Annotated in this window: 19 protein-coding genes and 1 riboswitch; of the genes, 17 read left to right on the forward strand and 2 right to left on the reverse strand. The window is 65.1% G+C overall.

The window, feature by feature from the left end; translation table 11 throughout:
* The first annotated feature begins 208 nt into the window (after window positions 1–208).
* The 3 genes from BN1969_RS12925 to BN1969_RS12935 all read left to right on the forward strand — a co-directional run bounded on the left by BN1969_RS12925 (window position 209) and on the right by BN1969_RS12935 (window position 3,391).
* Complete coding sequence (locus BN1969_RS12925; protein ID WP_242850341.1) at window positions 209–1,081, forward strand: sigma-E processing peptidase SpoIIGA; 873 nt, start codon at window positions 209–211, stop codon at window positions 1,079–1,081.
* A 28-nt stretch (window positions 1,082–1,109) separates the two neighbouring features.
* Window positions 1,110–1,817 (forward strand): RNA polymerase sporulation sigma factor SigE, encoded by a 708-nt coding sequence (gene sigE, locus BN1969_RS12930; protein ID WP_050624674.1) that lies wholly within the window; start codon window positions 1,110–1,112, stop codon window positions 1,815–1,817.
* A 161-nt stretch (window positions 1,818–1,978) separates the two neighbouring features.
* Window positions 1,979–3,391 carry an alanine/glycine:cation symporter family protein gene (locus BN1969_RS12935; protein WP_050624675.1) on the forward strand — a complete coding sequence of 471 codons (1,413 nt, stop codon included), beginning with the start codon at window positions 1,979–1,981 and terminating at the stop codon, window positions 3,389–3,391.
* A gap of 73 nt (window positions 3,392–3,464) precedes the next feature.
* On the opposite strand, the gene BN1969_RS12940 is transcribed toward BN1969_RS12935, so the two are convergent.
* A complete protein-coding gene (locus BN1969_RS12940) occupies window positions 3,465–4,049 on the reverse strand; it encodes a helix-turn-helix domain-containing protein (protein ID WP_050624676.1) in 585 nt (194 codons plus the stop codon).
* 196 nt (window positions 4,050–4,245) lie between these two features.
* Between BN1969_RS12940 and BN1969_RS12945 the strand changes: the two genes are divergently transcribed.
* The 10 genes from BN1969_RS12945 to BN1969_RS12985 all read left to right on the forward strand — a co-directional run bounded on the left by BN1969_RS12945 (window position 4,246) and on the right by BN1969_RS12985 (window position 12,111).
* On the forward strand, window positions 4,246–4,899 hold the full coding sequence (locus tag BN1969_RS12945) for a redox-sensing transcriptional repressor Rex (protein ID WP_050624677.1): 654 nt from the start codon (window positions 4,246–4,248) through the stop codon (window positions 4,897–4,899).
* A 145-nt stretch (window positions 4,900–5,044) separates the two neighbouring features.
* Window positions 5,045–5,188: a hypothetical protein gene (locus BN1969_RS18305; protein ID WP_187120352.1), complete on the forward strand. Its 144-nt coding sequence runs from the start codon at window positions 5,045–5,047 to the stop codon at window positions 5,186–5,188.
* A gap of 435 nt (window positions 5,189–5,623) precedes the next feature.
* On the forward strand, window positions 5,624–6,934 hold the full coding sequence (gene rsxC, locus BN1969_RS12955; protein WP_050624679.1) for an electron transport complex subunit RsxC: 1,311 nt from the start codon (window positions 5,624–5,626) through the stop codon (window positions 6,932–6,934).
* A complete protein-coding gene (locus BN1969_RS12960; protein ID WP_050624680.1) occupies window positions 6,934–7,887 on the forward strand; it encodes an RnfABCDGE type electron transport complex subunit D in 954 nt (317 codons plus the stop codon). The genes rsxC and BN1969_RS12960 overlap by 1 nt, the downstream gene beginning before the upstream one ends.
* A 386-nt stretch (window positions 7,888–8,273) precedes the next feature.
* The gene (locus BN1969_RS12965; RefSeq protein ID WP_423243659.1) at window positions 8,274–9,095 is read left to right on the forward strand and encodes an S-layer homology domain-containing protein; all 822 of its coding nucleotides are present in this window, start codon (window positions 8,274–8,276) and stop codon (window positions 9,093–9,095) included.
* Window positions 9,096–9,181: 86 nt separating this feature from the next.
* A complete protein-coding gene (locus BN1969_RS18310) occupies window positions 9,182–9,325 on the forward strand; it encodes a hypothetical protein (protein ID WP_187120352.1) in 144 nt (47 codons plus the stop codon).
* 293 nt (window positions 9,326–9,618) lie between these two features.
* Window positions 9,619–9,912, forward strand: coding sequence for an FMN-binding protein (locus BN1969_RS12970; protein ID WP_423243660.1), 294 nt, complete (start codon window positions 9,619–9,621; stop codon window positions 9,910–9,912).
* Window positions 9,913–9,933: 21 nt separating this feature from the next.
* Window positions 9,934–10,614, forward strand: coding sequence for an electron transport complex subunit RsxE (gene rsxE, locus BN1969_RS12975; RefSeq protein ID WP_050624683.1), 681 nt, complete (start codon window positions 9,934–9,936; stop codon window positions 10,612–10,614).
* Complete coding sequence (locus tag BN1969_RS12980; RefSeq protein WP_050624684.1) at window positions 10,614–11,237, forward strand: electron transport complex protein RnfA; 624 nt, start codon at window positions 10,614–10,616, stop codon at window positions 11,235–11,237. The genes rsxE and BN1969_RS12980 overlap by 1 nt, the downstream gene beginning before the upstream one ends.
* 22 nt (window positions 11,238–11,259) lie before the next feature.
* Window positions 11,260–12,111, forward strand: coding sequence for an RnfABCDGE type electron transport complex subunit B (locus BN1969_RS12985; protein WP_050624685.1), 852 nt, complete (start codon window positions 11,260–11,262; stop codon window positions 12,109–12,111).
* A 50-nt stretch (window positions 12,112–12,161) separates the two neighbouring features.
* Here the strand turns inward: BN1969_RS12985 and BN1969_RS12990 are convergent, their stop codons facing one another.
* Entirely contained in the window at window positions 12,162–12,629 is a 468-nt protein-coding gene (locus tag BN1969_RS12990; RefSeq protein ID WP_050624686.1) for a hypothetical protein, read from the reverse strand.
* 126 nt (window positions 12,630–12,755) lie between these two features.
* A riboswitch (cobalamin riboswitch) is annotated at window positions 12,756–12,955 on the forward strand.
* Between the two features lie 158 nt (window positions 12,956–13,113).
* Here BN1969_RS12990 and BN1969_RS12995 point away from each other — a divergent pair.
* From BN1969_RS12995 to BN1969_RS18315, 4 genes are all read left to right on the forward strand, one after another.
* Window positions 13,114–14,115 (forward strand): ABC transporter substrate-binding protein, encoded by a 1,002-nt coding sequence (locus BN1969_RS12995; protein WP_050624687.1) that lies wholly within the window; start codon window positions 13,114–13,116, stop codon window positions 14,113–14,115.
* A 10-nt stretch (window positions 14,116–14,125) separates the two neighbouring features.
* A complete protein-coding gene (locus tag BN1969_RS13000; RefSeq protein ID WP_050624688.1) occupies window positions 14,126–15,193 on the forward strand; it encodes a FecCD family ABC transporter permease in 1,068 nt (355 codons plus the stop codon).
* On the forward strand, window positions 15,183–15,995 hold the full coding sequence (locus tag BN1969_RS13005; RefSeq protein WP_336454711.1) for an ABC transporter ATP-binding protein: 813 nt from the start codon (window positions 15,183–15,185) through the stop codon (window positions 15,993–15,995). The genes BN1969_RS13000 and BN1969_RS13005 overlap by 11 nt, the downstream gene beginning before the upstream one ends.
* Window positions 15,992–16,711: sirohydrochlorin cobaltochelatase (locus BN1969_RS18315; protein ID WP_050624690.1), on the forward strand; the 720-nt coding region annotated here is incomplete at its 3' end. The genes BN1969_RS13005 and BN1969_RS18315, both read left to right, overlap by 4 nt.

Raw genomic sequence — 16,711 nt, forward strand, 5'->3', positions numbered from 1 at the left:
AAGGGAATGGTGCCGCCGCTGGTCTGACCAATAGACGGGCAGGCCCTCTGTCCCGTACTGGAGGGGCGGGGGATTTCTCCTGAAAATGACATCTCGATTGTGACCTTTTTCTGGATGGACGGACTCTATAATAGGGCTTGTCGGACCGGCCCCAGGGGGCGGCCGGGGAGAACAAAAAGGGGCCGGACCGGCTCCGCGCGGAGAGGAGATGGCCGGCTTGACTGTGATCTATGTGGATATCTTGTTCCTGCTCAACGCCATTGTGGACTATCTGCTCCTGCTCTGCTCCGCCCGGCTGGCCGGGGAGCGGCTGAGCCGGCTCCGCTTCGCCCTGGGGGCGCTGCTGGGCGGGCTTTATGCGGTGGCGCTCTTTCTGCCCAGCTTCGGGTTCCTGGGGCGGCCCCTCTGCCGGCTGTCGGCGGCGGTGCTGATGGTGCTCACCGCCTTCGGCGGCTGCCGCCGCCTGCTGCGCCAGGTGGTGATCTTTTTTCTGCTCTCCTGCGCCTTCGGCGGAGGCGTGCTGGCCATCGGACTGCTGGGGGGGCGGGGGCTGAGCCTGGGGGGCGGGGTGCTCTACTCCTCCATGGACCTGAAGATCGTCCTGCTCTCGGCAGCGGGGTGCTATGCGGTCATCACCCTGATCTTCCGGGGGGCGGGCCGCCACACCGCTGCCTCCCGGGAGCTGCTCCCCGCCCGTCTCTCCCTCCGGGAGCGGCAGGTGGAGCTCACTGCCCTGGTGGACACGGGGAACACGCTGACCGACCCGGTCTCCGGGCGGCCGGTGATGGTGGCGGAGGGGGAGACCCTTTCCCCCCTGTTCCCGCCGGGGACAGGGCCCGGGCCGGAGGACCTGCGGGACCCGGCGGGGGGGCTGGCCCGGCTGGGGGAGGGCCCACTCCGGGGGCGCCTGCGCCTGCTGCCCTACCGGGCCGTAGGGGTGGACCGGGGCCTGCTGCTGGCGGTGCGGGTGGACCGTGCCAGGGTGGGCGGGGAGGAGCTGGGCCCCCTGCTGGTGGCCATGTCTCCCACACCGGTCTCGGACGGAGGGAGCTACCGCGCGCTCATCGGCGCGCTGACTTGAAAGGAGAACTGCTGTGAGACTGTTATGGATGGCGGTGAGGGAGCGGGCGGCCCGGCTCCTGGTCCGGCTGGGGCTGTACCAGCCGGAGAAGGTGATGTACATCGGTGGGAGCGACACCCTGCCCAGCCCCCTGACCCGGGAGGAGGAGGGGGAACTGATCGCCCGCCTGGGGCAGGGGGACCCGGAGGCCCGGGCCCGCCTCATCGAGCACAACCTACGTCTGGTGGTGTACATCGCCCGCCGGTTCGAGAACACGGGGATCAACATCGAGGACCTGATCTCCATCGGGACCATCGGGCTGATCAAGGCGGTGGGGACCTATCAGCCGGCCAAGAGCATCAAGCTGGCCACCTACGCCAGCCGCTGCATCGAAAACGAGATCCTGATGCACCTGCGCAAGACCTCCTCCCAGAAGACGGAGCTGTCCCTGGACGAGCCGCTGAACACCGACTGGGACGGCAACGAGCTGCTCCTGTCCGACGTGCTGGGGACGGAGAACGACCTGGTGATGCGCCCCATCGAGGCGGACGTGGACCGGCAGCTGCTCCGCCAGGCCCTGGACCGGCTGGAGCCCCGGGAGCGGCACATCATCTCCCTCCGGTTCGGACTGGACGGGGCCAGAGAGCAGACCCAGAAGGAGGTGGCGGACCGGCTGGGCATCTCCCAGTCCTATATCTCCCGGCTGGAGAAGCGGATCATCGCCCGGCTGAAGAAGGAGATCGTCCGCATGATGTGACGCCCCCGGCTTTTTGCACAAAATGCGAGAAAAGTCCGGCAGCGTCTGGAACTCTTCCCGGATTTGTGGTATAATCTCCTCCGCGCAGAGCAGCGCCCCCGCCATGGATGACTGACGGGGGCGCCGTTCTGCCCGGACAGAGAGAAAGAAGGAGAGAGACGATGTTTGGAGAGATGATAGGGACCATCAGCGATTTCATGTACAGCTATCTGCTCATCATCATGCTGCTGGCGGTGGGGCTGTACTTCACCATCCGCACCCGGGGGGTGCAGCTGCGGCTTTTGGCGGAGTCCATCCGGGTGGTGGGGGAGAAGAGCTCCTCCAGGGAGTCGGTGTCCGCCTTCCAGGCCCTGATGGTGTCCACCGCCAGCCGGGTGGGGACGGGCAACATCGTGGGAGTGGCCAACGCCATCGCCGTCGGCGGCTACGGCGCGGTGTTCTGGATGTGGATCATCGCCCTGCTGGGCGGGGCGTCCGCCTTTATCGAGAGCACCCTGGCCCAGATCTACAAGGTGCGGGACAAGAACGGCGGGAGCTACGGAGGCCCCTCCTACTACATCCAGGCGGCGCTGAAGAGCCGCTGGCTGGGCGTGGTCTTCGCGGCGGCCCTGATCGCCACCTACGCCGGGGGGTTCAACATGCTGGCCTCCTTCAACCTGATCGACAGCATGTCCGGATACAGCTTTTACGGCGACCCGCAGACCAGCCTGGTCCCCCTGGTGGGGGGCGGCCTGCTGGCCGTCCTGGTGGCGGTGTGCGTCCTGGGCGGGGGCAGGCGGATCGTCAGGATCACCGGCCTGCTGGTCCCCTTCATGGGGGTGACCTACATCCTGATGGCGCTGGTGGTCATGGCGCTGAACTTCCAGATGCTGCCCCAGGTGTTCGGCAGGATCATCGCCGGCGCCTTTGACTTCCGGGCCATCTTCGGCGGCTTCGCCGGCTCCGCACTGATGGAGGGCATCAAGCGGGGGCTGTACTCCAACGAGGCGGGCGTGGGCTCCGCCCCCAACGCCGCGGCGGCGGCGGACGTGTCCCACCCGGTCAAGCAGGGCCTGGTGCAGATGCTGTCCGTCTTTATCGACACTCTGCTGGTGTGCACCGCCACCGCCATGATGTGCCTGTGCACCGGCATCGTGCCCTCTGAGCAGCTGAAGGGGGCCGCTTTCGTGCAGCAGTCCCTCTCCACCACCTTCGGCAGCGTGGGGCCTTACTTCCTCACCCTGGCCCTGCTGCTCTTCGCATTCACCACCCTGCTGGGCAACCTGTTCTACTGCGAGGGATGCCTGCGGTACATCACCCGGGAGCGGATCGGGAAGAGGGGGCTGACAGTCTTCCGTCTGGCCGCCGCGGCGCTGGTCTTTGCGGGGGCGCAGATGGAGTTCGACCTGGTGTGGGACGTGGCGGACGTGCTCATGGGCGTCATGGCCCTGATCAATCTGCCGGTCATCGTCCTGCTGGGCCGGACCGCTCTCAGCGCCCTGAAGGACTACACCAGCCAGCGGCGGGAGGGGAAGGACCCGGTGTTCCGGGCCGCCTCCATCGGTCTGAAGGAGAAGACGGACTTTTGGAACTGAGACAGAGAGGAGAACGAGCGCGCGGCGCCCATCAGGGCGCCGCGCGCTCGTTCTCCTTCAGACCTTCGGCCGCTCACAGGACCTGTCGGAACAGGCCGTGCTGCGTGCAGTACCAATAGAGCATCCCGTGTCCCCGGCGGGGGATGCGCTGCTGGAGGTCCCACTCGGGCCAGCACTTCATCACGGTGGCCCGCTCGCCGGTGACCAGGGCCAAAAAGGACAGGCAGTGCCCTTTCTCCATGGGGTGGCCGGAGGTGATGAACCACTCGTCCTCCACCGGATGGATCTGGAGGCTGTGGGCCTCGTCCGGCTTCTGGACGGGCAGGGGCTCCAGCCGCCTCCCGCAGCAGGAGACGGCGGCCTCCCCGGTGGCGGTGATGAGATCGCCGCACTGGGGGCAGACAAAAAATCGAATGTGTTTCATGCTTCCTCCTGTGTTGTCGGGTTCCGGGAGACCGCCGGAGAGCAGTCCGGCCAGATCCACGCCCAGCTGGAGGGACAGGGCGGGCAGCAGGGAGAGGTCCGGGGACCCCAGTCCGCGCTCCCACTTGGAGACGGCCCGGTTGCTGACTCCCAGCAGCTCGGCCAGCCCCTGCTGGGTCAGCCCTTTTTCCAGCCGCAGGACCCGGATCAGCGCACCGGTCTTTTTTTGATCCATCGTGCTCCCTCCTTCTAACCGGCATTATGCCAGAAGACGGAGAAAAAAGCAATCAACGGACCGTTGACCGGGGCAGGGAGCGGGCGGCGGGGGACCTGTGCCCCTGATTTTAGAAATTGACAACAGCCCCGGGATGGGGTAGACTGAAAAGAAAGACAGGCGCCCCGGGCGCCGACGGAGGATGGAGCATCACACGATGAAGAGAAATACAAAGGTTTCCACGGCGGTGATACGCCGGCTGCCGCGATATTACCGGCATCTGCTGGAGCTTCAGGGGAAGGGCGTGATCCGGATCTCCTCCAGCGCCCTGGGGAAGTCCATGGGGCTGACCGCATCCCAGATCCGTCAGGACCTGTTCTGCTTCGGTGAGTTCGGCCAGCAGGGCTATGGATATAAGGTGGACCTGCTGCGGGAGGAGATCGGGGAGATCCTGGGGATCAGCCAGGGTCACACCGTAGTGGTACTGGGGGCAGGCAACCTGGGCCGGGCCCTGATGGAAAACTTCAAGTTCGCCAGCAACGGCTTCCAGCTCCTGGCCGCTTTCGACGTGGGCGAGAGCGTGGTGGGCACCACCATCGGCGGAGTGAACGTGTACCATGTGGACCAGCTGGAGGAGTATCTGTCGGCCCACAAGGTCAGCGTGGGCCTGCTCACCCTGCCCCAGAGGGCGGCCCAGGGGGTGGCCGACCGGCTGGTGGCCGGGGGAGTCCGGGGGATCTGGAACTTCACCAACCGGGAGATCAGCGTCTCCCGGCCGGATGTGGCGGTGGAAAACGTACATTTTTCCGACAGCCTGCTGACGCTGAGCTATCTCATCACCCAGCGGGAGGAGCGTGAGGAGGAGACATGAAACGAAAGCATATGGTGCGCGCGGCGGCGGCGGTGCTGGCCTGCGCGGCCTTGACCGGGGCGGCGCNTGTCGTGCCTCCGCATAAGATAGGATTGAGAGCGGCGTTGAGCCGGCCTCGCAATTCATAAATTAGGAGGTACTCATTATGGGGTGCTGCAATAACGGCTGGGGCGGCGGAGGCTGCCTGTGGATCATTCTGTTGATCATCATCCTGTGCTGCTGCGGCGGCTGGGGCGGAAACAACTGCGGCTGCAACAACAACGGCTGCAACAACGGCTGCGGCTGCTGAACACGAGGAACAGGGCCCGGGGTGCCTGCGCACCCCGGGCTCTTTCTGTCCGGCGGACCGGAGCGGAAGGGGCTGTTTTCTATGGAAAAACACCCCTTTTTGAAAAAAAGATCCCCATCCAGGCAAAAACTGTCCTTGCGTTTTTTGGAAGATGGGTGTATGATAATGCACGTAATGCAGCGCGGAGCGGCCCGTCCAAAGGGAGGGGGCCGGAGCCGTGCGGACACCGACGGGGCCTTTTTCAAAGCGGAAAAGACCGGTCGGGTTTTGTTGTGCGTGGGCACAGTTCCGCGGCAAGTTCCATTTTATTTTATGCTTTTGGGGAGGGAGAGAAGGCGGCTGGACAAGCCCGGTAAAAAGGGAGTCCCCACCCGCCAGACGAAAAAGAGAACAAATGTGATCCCAAGAATGCAGTACAGGGAGGTTGAAATCTGAATGAGCAATTTTCTCAGACGTTCCGCGCAGGGCGCGGGAGTGCCCCACGAGAAGGGGACTTCCAACCTTGAGACGGTGGCGATGCCTCTGCCGTCCAAGATCGTCCTGTCCATGGGACAGCACATCGGCGCCCCCGCCGCCCCTGCCGTCGCCAAGGGCGACCAGGTGTATGTGGGCACCGTGGTGGGCAAGGCAGGGGGCTTCGTCTCCGCTGACATCCACTCCGGCGTTTCCGGTACGGTGACCGAGATCACCACCATTACCGCGCCCAACGGCGCGGCCCAGCAGGCCGTGGTCATCACCCCTGACGGCCAGCAGACGGTGGACCCCTCCATCGCCCCCCCGCAGGTGACGGATATGAAGTCCTTCGTAGACGCGGTCCGGGCCAGCGGTCTGGTGGGCCTGGGCGGCGCCGGCTTCCCCACGGCGGTGAAGCTGTCCCCCAAGAACCTGGACGAGATCGACATGCTGGTCATCAACGGCGCGGAGTGTGAGCCCTATATCACCTCTGACAACCGGTGCTTCATCGAGGACACCCATCACGTCCTCAACGGCATCAAGCAGGTGATGAAGTATCTGAACATCGCCAAGTGCGTCATCGGCATCGAGGGCAACAAGCCCGAGGCCATCGCCAAGATGAAGTCCGCCATCGACAACCCCGCCATCGAGGTCAAGACCCTGCCCTGCCGGTACCCCCAGGGTGCTGAGAAGGTGCTCATCGAGACCTGCACCGGCCGGGAGGTGCCCTTCCCCGGGCTGCCCTCCGACGTGGGCGTCATCGTGATGAACGTCACCTCGGTGGCCTTCGTCTCCAAGTATCTGGAGACCGGCATGCCCCTGACCACCAAGCGCCTCACCGTGGACGGCGACATCGTCAAGCAGCCCAAGAACGTGGAGGTCATCATCGGCACCCCCATCCAGGAGCTGCTGGACTTCTGCGGAGGCCTCACCGCCGAGCCGGGGAAGATCCTCTACGGCGGCCCCATGATGGGCACCTGCGTGGCGGACCTGTCCCAGCCCATCCTGAAGAACAACAACGCCATCCTGGCCTTCTCCCAGGAGCGGGCCAAGCTGCCCAAGGCCAGCAACTGCATCCAGTGCGGCCGCTGCGTCAACGCCTGTCCCCTGGGGCTGGCGGCCAAGGACATCGTGGTGGCCTTCAACAAGGGCAATGTGGAGCTGCTCAACCAGCTGCATGCCGACCTGTGCATGTCCTGCGGCACCTGCTCCTTTGTCTGCCCCGCCAAGCGGCCTCTGACCCCCTCCATTGCCCTGGCGAAGATCATGATGAAGAATGGAGGTAAGAAGTGATGGCCAATAAACTTATTGTCAGCGCCGCGCCCCATATCACCAGCGCGGACAGCACCAGCAAGATCATGGGCCGCGTGTGCATCGCCCTGCTGCCCACCCTGATCGCCTCTGTGCTGATCTTCGGCTTCCAGGCCCTGCTGCTCACCGCCGTCACCGTGGCGGCCTGTGTGGTCTTCGAGTACGCCTACTGCAAGCTGGTGGGCCGGGACGTGACCATCAGCGACCTTTCCGCCGTGGTTACCGGCCTGCTGCTGGCCTTCAACCTGCCCGCCGGTCTGCCGGTGTGGATGTCCCTGGTGGGCGCGTTCATCGCCATCGTGATCATCAAGCAGCTCTTCGGCGGCCTGGGCTATAACTTTGCCAACCCGGCCATCGTGGGCCGCATCGCCATGGCCTTGGGCTTCACCGGCGCCATGACCAGCTATACATATCCCGAGAACGGCATCGACGCCCTGGCCTCCGCCACCCCTCTGGCGGTGGAGGAGACCGCCCAGAACGCGGGCTCCTATGTCACCCTGCTGCTGGGCAACCACGGCGGCGTGCTGGGTGAGACCTGCGCCATCACCCTGCTGATCGGCGGTATCTACCTGATCTGGACCAAGGTCATCAGCCCCACCATCCCGGTGACCTATCTGGCCACCGTGGCGGTATTCAGCCTGCTGTGCGGCTATGACCCCATCTATCAGCTGCTCTCCGGCGGCCTGATCCTGGGCGCCTTCTTCATGGCCACCGACTATGTCACCTCTCCCACCACGGAGAAGGGCAAGCTGGTCTTCGGCATCGGCCTGGGCGTCATCACCTGCCTGATCCGCTTCTTCGGCACCATGAACGAGGGCGTGTCCTTCGCCATCCTGCTGATGAACCTGCTGGTCCCCTACATTGAAGTGCTGACCCGCCAGGATCTGCTGGGGATCTCCAAGCCTAAGAAGAACAAGGGAGGTGCCGCGAAATGAGCAATTGGAACAAGATCGGCAAGCCCATCGTGGTCCTGTGTCTGATCTGCGTCGTCATCACCGGCGCCTTGGCCGCCACCAACAGCGCCACCGCCCCCGTCATCAAGGCGGCGGAGGAGGCGGCTGCCCAGGCGGCCCGCACCGAGCTGCTGCCTGAAGCCACGGGCTTCACCCTGGTGGAGGGCGAGTTCGAGGNCCTGATCTCCCTGAGCTATCTCAATGACACCTATATCCCCACCGTGGTGGCCCAGGGGACCAAGGCGGCGGACGAAAAGCTGATCCAGGCCTATCAGGCGGCCAGCCAGAAGCTGGACGAGGTGAACCAGGGGTACGGGGTGCAGCAGGGGAGCGGCGGAAGTTACAGCGCCGACCTGCGCAGCCGGGACATGGTCCGGGGGGATCAGCTGAAGCTGCCCACCGGTTCGGTGGTACAGCTGGCGGCGGGCGCCGGCACCGTTGTCCACACCGGGGCGGTGATCGACGTGACTGCGGGCCAGACGGTGGCATCCGGAGCCGCCCTGGTGAGCGGACACCGCTATCTGGTGGGGGAGGACACCTCCGCCGTCTTCACCGTGGACTCCGGCCTGGCCAAGGTGGGGGTGCAGGGGAGCTTTGAAAAGACGGAGAGCGGAGAAAAGGCTGCTCCCTTTACAGATGTCTCCCGCTCTGACTGGTACAGCTCCGCAGTGGATTATGTCTACTTTGAGCAGCTGTTTTCCGGAACCGGGGACGGACTCTTTTCTCCCATGGCCTCCATGGACCGGGCCATGATCGTGACCGTGTTTTACAACATGGCCGGTGCGCCCCAGGGGGAGATGGACGCCTCCACCGCCGTTTTCTCCGATGTGCCGGCAGGCCAGTGGTACGCCCCCTATGTGAGCTGGGCGGCGGACCAGGGGGTGACGGCGGGGACGGGGGAGGATACCTTCTCCCCGGAGCAGGCAGTGACCCGCCGGGAGGCGGTGGCCCTGCTTTACAGCTTCGGGACCAACTACCTGGGTCTGGAGCTGACAGAGCGGGCCGACCTGACCCCCTATGAGGACGCGGCGGCGGTGGCCAGCTGGGGCGGCGAGGCGGTGGCCTGGGCGGTGGGCGCCGGCCTGCTGTCCAGCTCGGACGCGGACCTGATGCTCCTCAACCCGGACGAGAGCGCCACCCGGGCCCAGGTGGCGGTCATGCTGCAAAACTTTGCTGAGAAGTACCTGTGACACACCTTTGTCGTGCCTCCGCATAAGATAGGATTGAGAGCGGCGTTGAGCCGGCCTCGCAATTCATAAATTAGGAGGTACTCATTATGGGGTGCTGCAATAACGGCTGGGGCGGCGGAGGCTGCCTGTGGATCATTCTGTTGATCATCATCCTGTGCTGCTGCGGCGGCTGGGGCGGAAACAACTGCGGCTGCAACAACAACGGCTGCAACAACGGCTGCGGCTGCTGAACACGAGGAACAGGGCCCGGGGTGCCTGCGCACCCCGGGCTCTTTCTGTCCGGCGGACCGGAGCGGAAGGGGCTGTTTTCTATGGAAAAACACCCCTTTTTGAAAAAAAGATCCCCATCCAGGCAAAAACTGTCCTTGCGTTTTTTGGAAGATGGGTGTATGATAATGCACGTAATGCAGCGCGGAGCGGCCCGTCCAAAGGGAGGGGGCCGGAGCCGNCTGAAGCCACGGGCTTCACCCTGGTGGAGGGCGAGTTCGAGGGCGTCACCGAGATCTACACCGCCGACAACGGTGTGGGCACCATCATCACCAGCAGCGACAAGGGATACAGCTCCACTGTGGTGGTCATGGTGGCCTTCGACCCCGACGGCACCATCAAGCAGGTGAAGATCCAGAGCCAGGGCGAGACCGCCGGCGTGGGCACCAAGATCGAGAACGAGTCCTTCTGGAGCCAGTACACCGGCCTGCCCGCCGAGACCATCACCCTGGACCAGCAGGTGGACCGGATCACCGGCGCCAGCATCTCCAGCAGTGCTGTGAATGACGCCGTCAACTTCGCCATCGCCGCGTACAACGCGATCTCCTGAGAAAGGCAGGTGCGATAGAAAATGAGTAAAAGATTGAGTGTACTGACCAACGGCCTTCTGAAAGAGAATCCCGTTCTGCGTCTGGTGCTGGGCACCTGCCCCACCCTGGCTGTCTCCACCATGGCCTCCAACGGCATCGGCATGGGTCTGGCGGCCACCTTCGTGCTGCTGTGCTCCAACGTGGTCATCTCCGCCCTGCGGAAGGTCATCCCCGACCAGGTCCGCATCCCCTGCTACATCACCGTCATTGCCGGCTTCGTGTCGGTGGTCCAGATGCTGGTGAAGGCCTATGTCCCCAGCCTGGACAGCGCCCTGGGCGTGTACCTGCCCCTGATCGTGGTCAACTGCATCATCCTGGGCCGCGCTGAGATGTTCGCCTCCAAGAACGGCATCCTGGATTCCGCTCTGGACGGCATCGGCATGGGCATCGGCTTCACCATCACCCTGACCATCATGGGCACCATCCGCGAGATCCTGGGCTCCGGCACCTGGATGGCCGGCCTGGACGGCCTGCTGCCCTTCCTGCCTGAGGGCTTCAAGATCCAGGTCATCCCCACCTCCGTGGACCCCTTCACCCTGATGACCAGCGCCCCCGGCGGCTTCTTTGTCTTCGGCGTCATGATGGCGGCGGCCACTTGGCTGACCACCCGGCCCAAGAAGGAGAAGAAGCCCGCTGAGACCGTGGAAGGAGGGAATGCGTAATGGAGCTCGCACTGAAGCTGGCCAGCATTTTCTTCACCATGATCCTGGTGGACAACTACGTTCTGGCCAAGTTCCTGGGCATCTGCCCCTTCCTGGGCGTGTCCAAAAAGCTGGACAGCGCCGTTGGCATGTCCCTGGCCGTCACCTTCGTCATGGTCATGGCCACCGCCGCCACCTGGCCCATCTATACCTACATCCTCTCACCTGAGTGGGCCGAGGGGACGAGCCGCGACCTGGGCTATCTCCAGACCATCGTGTTCATCCTGATCATCGCCATCCTGGTGCAGCTGCTGGAGAACGTGCTGAAGAAGTTCATCCCCGCGCTGTACAAGGCGCTGGGTGTGTATCTGCCCCTGATCACCACCAACTGCACCATCCTGGGCGTGACCATCCTGAACATCGACAACGGCTATGATTTCGCGGAGAGCATCGTCTGCGCCGCCGGCGCCGGCATCGGCTTCCTGGTGGCCATGGTCCTGTTCTCCGGCGTGCGCCGCCGGGTGGAGGAGGCCGTCACCCCCAAGTGCTTCGAGGGCCTGCCCATCACCCTGGTGGCTGCGGCTGTGACCTCCCTGTCCTTCATGGGCTTCGGCGGCATCGTGGAATCCATTTTCGGGGCCTGAGCTTAGGAGGGGAGGAAAGAGTATGAATCCGATTTTACTGGCAGTCCTGATCGTCACCGTCATCGGCCTGATCGGCGCTGTCATTCTGGTGGCTGCCTCTATCTTTATGTATGTCCCGGTGGATGAGCGTGTGGAACAGATCACCGGGTGCCTGCCCGGCGCCAACTGCGGCGCCTGTGGCTGCGCCGGCTGCGCCGACTACGCCAAGACCATCGTGGAGGACGGCAACGCCGTCAACAAGTGCGTCCCCGGCGGTGCCAAGGTGGCCGGCGAGATCGCCGCCATCATGGGCGTGGAGGCTGGCGCCTCCGTCCCCATGAAGGCCGTGGTGGCCTGCTCCGGTACCTGCGGGAAGACCGGCAAGCGCTTTGAGTTTGAGGGCCTGCACAGCTGCCAGGCGGTCAAGGGCCTGTACGGCGGCGACGGCGACTGTAAGTTCGGCTGCCTGGGCTACGGCGACTGCGTCAGCGTCTGTGCCTTCGACGCCATCCATGTGGTGGACGGCGTGGCCCTGGTGGACCGGGAGAAATGCACCGGCTGCGGTGCCTGTGCCAAGGCCTGCCCCAACGCCATCATCAGCATCATCCCGGAGCACAAGCGTAAGCCTGTGGTGCTGTGCCAGAACAAGGACAAGGGCGCTCAGACCCGGAAGGCCTGTTCCGCCGGCTGCATCGGCTGCATGAAGTGCGCCAAGGCCTGCCCCAAGCAGGCCATCACCGTGGAAAACAACCTGGCTTATATCGACCAGGAGAAGTGCGTGGGCTGCGGCCTGTGCGCCAAGGAGTGCCCGGTGGGCGTGATCCACGTCCCCGCGGCCTACGCGCAGCAGGTCATGTCCCCCGCCCAGGAGGAGGCCCCCGCGGCCAACGCCTGATCGTCTGCGAGGAAAAAAGAGAGACGGGACTCCCGTCTCTCTTTTTCTGCTCAAAAGGCGGGGATCTCCCCCGGATAGGCCCGGGCCCGCTCCAGAAGGGGACCCCGGGCCCCCATAGTGAAGGCGATGTCGCTGCTGCGGATGGCGAGCAGGGCCAGACCAGGCGTGAGCTGGAGCTGCTCCATCAGCCCCTGAGGGAGGGACAGCTCCCCCTCTGGAGAGATGGGGAGCCAGCAGTAGGACCGCCCCTTATAGGCCAGTAGCCTGGCGGGCGGGAGGGAGCCATCCCCCAGCCCGGAGCAGTCGGTGAGGATATGCCCCAGCTTGGAGGGGAGCAGCAGGCCACGCCGGGTCACACAAAATCCACCGGTGCTTTTGCTTCCGGTGAACAGTATGACCTGCCCCTCCTCCGTGATTCGGTACTCCTCCACGGCTTGGGGCGGCAGGCGGAGGGAACCGTTCTCCCGGAGCACCGAGCGCCCAAAGACAAATTTTCCCCCTGGATTCAACTGCGGCACTGAAACCACGTCCTTTCTGGTCTGATGAATCGGGCACATCATAGCAGAACGGACCCGATCTGTCAATCAGCCTCACAAAAGCGCTGCCTGCGCATTGACAGGGGCCGCCGTATCCGGTACAATAGGACCGACAAAGCGCCAGAAGGTGCCCGGGGCCCGGAGAGGGCCGGCCGGGAGAATAGGGAAGCGGGTGAGAGGCCCGCGCGGGACCGCCGCCGTATGGGTGAGCGCCGGTTCATCAGCCACTGTGGGGAGGGGCCCCATGGGAAGGCGGACCGGAGGCTGGGAACCCGAGCCGGAAGACCTGCCTGCTGGAGGATACTGCCGAGAGAGGGCAGACACTCCCGGGTGGTCGGACCAATCATCTGGGGAGAATTTGGCGCGGCCGGAAAGGCTGGGACCGTGCTTTGTTGTCTCACACCTCTTTTCAGAATGTCTGGAGAGAGGTGTTTTTCGTGCCGCGGAAAAAAGGAAGGAAAAACAGATGAAAACCCCAAAGAAGTCCCTTGCAGCCCTGCTGGCCATGACCCTGACCGTGGGCCTGACTGCGTGCTCCGGCGAAACGGACAGCCAGAGCGCCCAGTCCGCCTCCAGCAGCCACACCCAGGAGGAGAGCGGCTTCCCCTTCACCCTGACCACCAAGGACGGCCAGGAGGTGACCTTCACCCACGTCCCCGAGACTATCATCTCCTGCAACCCCAACGCCGGCGATGAACTGATGGCCCTGGGCCTGGGGGACAAGATCATTGCCACCGCCTACAACAACACCCAGGTCAATCCCCAGTGGCGGGAGGAGTATGAGGCCATTCCCACCGTGGCGGAGAGCTACATCTCCCTGGAGACCATCCTCTCCCTGGAGCCCGACTTCGTCTACGGCCGCTCCAGCTCTTTCAGCGAGAAGAACAACACCACCCACGACACCCTCAGCGGCTACGGCATCATGTCCCTGTCCTCCATCGAAGGCTATACCGTGGGGGCCGACGTGGACGTGGTCTACCAGGACTTCTATGATCTGGGCCGCATCTTCCAGGTGGAGGACCGGGCGGAGGAGATCGTCAGCGCCATGAAGGAGCAGATCGCCGCCGTGGAGGAGGCGGTCGCCGGGGCCGAGCCGGTGAAGGTCTTTGTCTACGACATGGCCCAGGAGGGGGGCGCCTACACCTGCGGGGATAACTTCACCGCCAAGCTGATCTCCCACGCCGGGGGCATCAATATTTTTGAGGACATGGACACCACCTGGGCCACCGTCAGCTGGGAAGAGGTGGTGGAACGGGCCCCGGAGGTCATCGTCATCAACGACTACGGCAGCACCTCCCTGGAGGAGAAGATCGAGGAGCTGAAGGAAAATCCTGCTCTGGCGGACGTGCCTGCCATTCGGGACGGCCGTATCACCTCGGTGACCCTGTGCGAGTCCTTCGCCTCCTCCATGACGGGGGACACCATCGAAAAATTTGCCCGGTCCTTCCACCCGGACTGCTTCCAGTGAGCGCGGCGGGATGAAAAGGCTGTGCCGTGCGGTCCGGGCGCATACCGGGCTGGCCTGTCTGGCCCTGCTGGCGGTCCTGATGCTCTCCGTGGTGCTGGGCATCAGCCTGGGGCCAGTGACCATTCCCTTCCCGGAGGTGTGGCGGGTGATGCTCCACCGTCTGCTTACCCCCCTGAGCCTGGGGGACTGGATCAGCCTGGAGGGCATCCGGGACAGCACACAGAATATCGTCTGGCACCTCCGCGCCCCCCGGGTGCTGCTGGGGATGCTGGTGGGGGCCGCCCTCACCCTGTCCGGGGTGGGGATGCAGGCTTTCACCCGCAATCCCCTGGCGGAACCCTACGTGCTGGGCATCTCCTCCGGGGCCTCCCTGGGGGCCGTGCTGGCCATGCTGGTGGGGGTGTGGCTGCCCATGGGGCGGCTCTCCGTCCCCGCCGGCGCCTTTGTGGGGGCGCTGGTGTCCATCCTGCTGGTGTACGGCCTGTCCCGCTCCGGCGGCGCCGTCACCCCCGTCCGGCTGATCCTGGTGGGGGTGGCGGTCTCCGCCATGTTTCAGGCCTTTACCAATTATCTCGTCTATACTGCCCCGGATGACGCCGCGGTGCGGGAGGCCACCTTCTGGATGCTGGGCGGGCTGGGCAGCGCCAAATGGGAGGACCTGCCCCTGCTGGCACTGATCCTTCCGCCCCTGTTCCTGGTGCTGATGGCCCTGGCCCGTCCCCTGAACGCCATGCTCATGGGGGACAGCTCCGCCGTCACCCTGGGGGTGGATCTGGACCGGGTGCGGGGAGTGCTCATCCTGTCCTCCGCCCTGCTCACCGCCTCCGCTGTGGCGGTGAGCGGCTGCATCGGCTTCGTGGGGCTGGTCATCCCCCATCTGGTCCGGTCTGTGGTGGGGGCGGACCACCGCCGCCTGATCCCCCTGTCCGCCCTGTGCGGGGCCGTCTTTATGATCTGGATGGACGTGGGGGCCCGGCTGGCCGTCCGGCCGGAGGAGATCCCGGTGGGCATCATCACCGCCTTCATCGGGGCCCCCTTGTTTTTATGGATGATCCGGGTGCGGCGCTATGAATTTTGAAGAAAAGGAGGGGAGCGCCATGCTCTCTGCGGAGGGGATCTCCTATGGGACCCGGGACAGGGAGATCTTGTACGAGATCAGCCTGCGGGCGGAGGCGGGGGAGTTTGTTGGCATCATCGGGCCCAATGGGAGCGGAAAGTCCACTCTGCTGAAGAACCTCTACAAAGTGCTCCGCCCTAGGGCGGGGCGGGCATTCCTCATGGGGGAGGACCTGCTGGCCATGAGCGGCCGGGAGATGGCCCAGCGGCTGGCCGTGGTGGTCCAGGAGCACGAGAGCGGCTTCGACTTTACGGTGGAGGAGGTGGTCCGCATGGGGCGGCACGCCCGGAAGGGACTGCTGGAGGCCGACAATGGGCAGGACCGGTCGCTGGTGGACCGGGTGCTCCGCCTCACCCAGCTGGAGGAGGTGCGGGAGCAGAGCTACACCACCCTGTCCGGCGGGGAGAAGCAGCGGGTGCTCATCGCCCGGGCCCTGGTCCAGGACACCCCCTGCCTGATCCTGGACGAGCCCACCAACCATCTGGACATCAAATATCAGCTCCAGCTGATGGAGCTGGTGTGGGTCCTGGGCCGGACGGTGGTGGCGGCCATCCACGACCTGAATCTGGCGGCCCTGTACTGCCAGCGGCTCTATGTGATGAAGGCTGGCCGCGTGGCCGCCTCGGGCACACCGGAGGAGGTGCTGACCCCGGAGCTCCTCCGGGAGATCTATGAGGTGGAGGCGGAGGTGGCGCGGGACAGCCGGGGCTGTCTGCGCATCTTTTTTCAGCCCATCCGAAACGAAGGGGAGGAATCGATATGAGAGAAGCCATTCTGGCCGTCAGCTTCGGCAGCACGGTGGACCAGGCCCGGAGCCGGGACCTGGAGGGGGTGGAGCAGGCGCTGTCCGCCGCCGCCCCGGAGCTGCCCCTCTTCCGGGCCTACACCAGCGGTCTGGTCCGGGCGCGGCTGGGGGACCGGGGGATCGCGGTCCCGGATGTGGCCGGTGCCCTGGAGCAGATGGCGGCGGAGGGGATAGAGTGCCCCCTGATCGTGCCCACCCATTTGCTCCCGGGCGCGGAATATGATAAAATAAGGGAGACTGCCGCCCGGTGGGAGGGCCGCTTTCCCGCGCTGAGGCTCTCCCGCCCCCTGCTGGGGACGCCGGAGGATCTGCGGGAGCTGGGCGGGGTGCTGATGGACCTGATCCCCCCGGCAGAGGGGGCCCAGACCCTGTTCATGGGCCACGGGACCCACAGATTCGCCGACCTGGTCTACCCGGCCCTCCAGGGCATCTTTCATCTGGCCGGGCGGGACGACCTGGTGGTGGCCACGGTGGAGGGCAAGCCCAGGGTGGAGGAGGTGCTGCCGCTGGTCACCGCCCCCGCCGTGGAGCTGGTGCCGCTGATGCTGGTGGCCGGGGACCACGCCCTCCACGACATGGCGGGGGGGGGGGCGGGCAGCTGGAAAACGCCCCTCCAGAGGCGGGGGCAGGCCGTGGCCCGCCGGCCCCTCCCACGGGGGCGCCTGCCCCACGTG

The organism is Clostridium phoceensis (genome assembly GCF_001244495.1).
Taxonomy (GTDB): Bacteria; Bacillota; Clostridia; order Oscillospirales; family Oscillospiraceae; genus Lawsonibacter; species Lawsonibacter asaccharolyticus.

Excerpts from the sequence above, each read along its gene's own strand:
- sigE (WP_050624674.1), top strand. The coding sequence starts at position 1,110 with ATGGCGGTGAGGGAGCGGGCGGCCCGGCTCCTGGTCCGGCTGGGGCTG.
- BN1969_RS12980 (WP_050624684.1), top strand. The coding sequence starts at position 10,614 with ATGGAGCTCGCACTGAAGCTGGCCAGCATTTTCTTCACCATGATCCTG.
- BN1969_RS13005 (WP_336454711.1), top strand. The coding sequence starts at position 15,183 with ATGAATTTTGAAGAAAAGGAGGGGAGCGCCATGCTCTCTGCGGAGGGG.
- BN1969_RS12995 (WP_050624687.1), top strand. The coding sequence starts at position 13,114 with ATGAAAACCCCAAAGAAGTCCCTTGCAGCCCTGCTGGCCATGACCCTG.
- BN1969_RS12935 (WP_050624675.1), top strand. The coding sequence starts at position 1,979 with ATGTTTGGAGAGATGATAGGGACCATCAGCGATTTCATGTACAGCTAT.
- BN1969_RS18310 (WP_187120352.1), top strand. The coding sequence starts at position 9,182 with ATGGGGTGCTGCAATAACGGCTGGGGCGGCGGAGGCTGCCTGTGGATC.
- BN1969_RS13000 (WP_050624688.1), top strand. The coding sequence starts at position 14,126 with ATGAAAAGGCTGTGCCGTGCGGTCCGGGCGCATACCGGGCTGGCCTGT.
- BN1969_RS12945 (WP_050624677.1), top strand. The coding sequence starts at position 4,246 with ATGAAGAGAAATACAAAGGTTTCCACGGCGGTGATACGCCGGCTGCCG.
- rsxC (WP_050624679.1), top strand. The coding sequence starts at position 5,624 with ATGAGCAATTTTCTCAGACGTTCCGCGCAGGGCGCGGGAGTGCCCCAC.
- BN1969_RS18305 (WP_187120352.1), top strand. The coding sequence starts at position 5,045 with ATGGGGTGCTGCAATAACGGCTGGGGCGGCGGAGGCTGCCTGTGGATC.
- BN1969_RS12925 (WP_242850341.1), top strand. The coding sequence starts at position 209 with ATGGCCGGCTTGACTGTGATCTATGTGGATATCTTGTTCCTGCTCAAC.
- BN1969_RS12985 (WP_050624685.1), top strand. The coding sequence starts at position 11,260 with ATGAATCCGATTTTACTGGCAGTCCTGATCGTCACCGTCATCGGCCTG.
- BN1969_RS12960 (WP_050624680.1), top strand. The coding sequence starts at position 6,934 with ATGGCCAATAAACTTATTGTCAGCGCCGCGCCCCATATCACCAGCGCG.
- BN1969_RS12965 (WP_423243659.1), top strand. The coding sequence starts at position 8,274 with ATGGTCCGGGGGGATCAGCTGAAGCTGCCCACCGGTTCGGTGGTACAG.
- rsxE (WP_050624683.1), top strand. The coding sequence starts at position 9,934 with ATGAGTAAAAGATTGAGTGTACTGACCAACGGCCTTCTGAAAGAGAAT.
- BN1969_RS12940 (WP_050624676.1), bottom strand. The coding sequence starts at position 4,049 with ATGGATCAAAAAAAGACCGGTGCGCTGATCCGGGTCCTGCGGCTGGAA.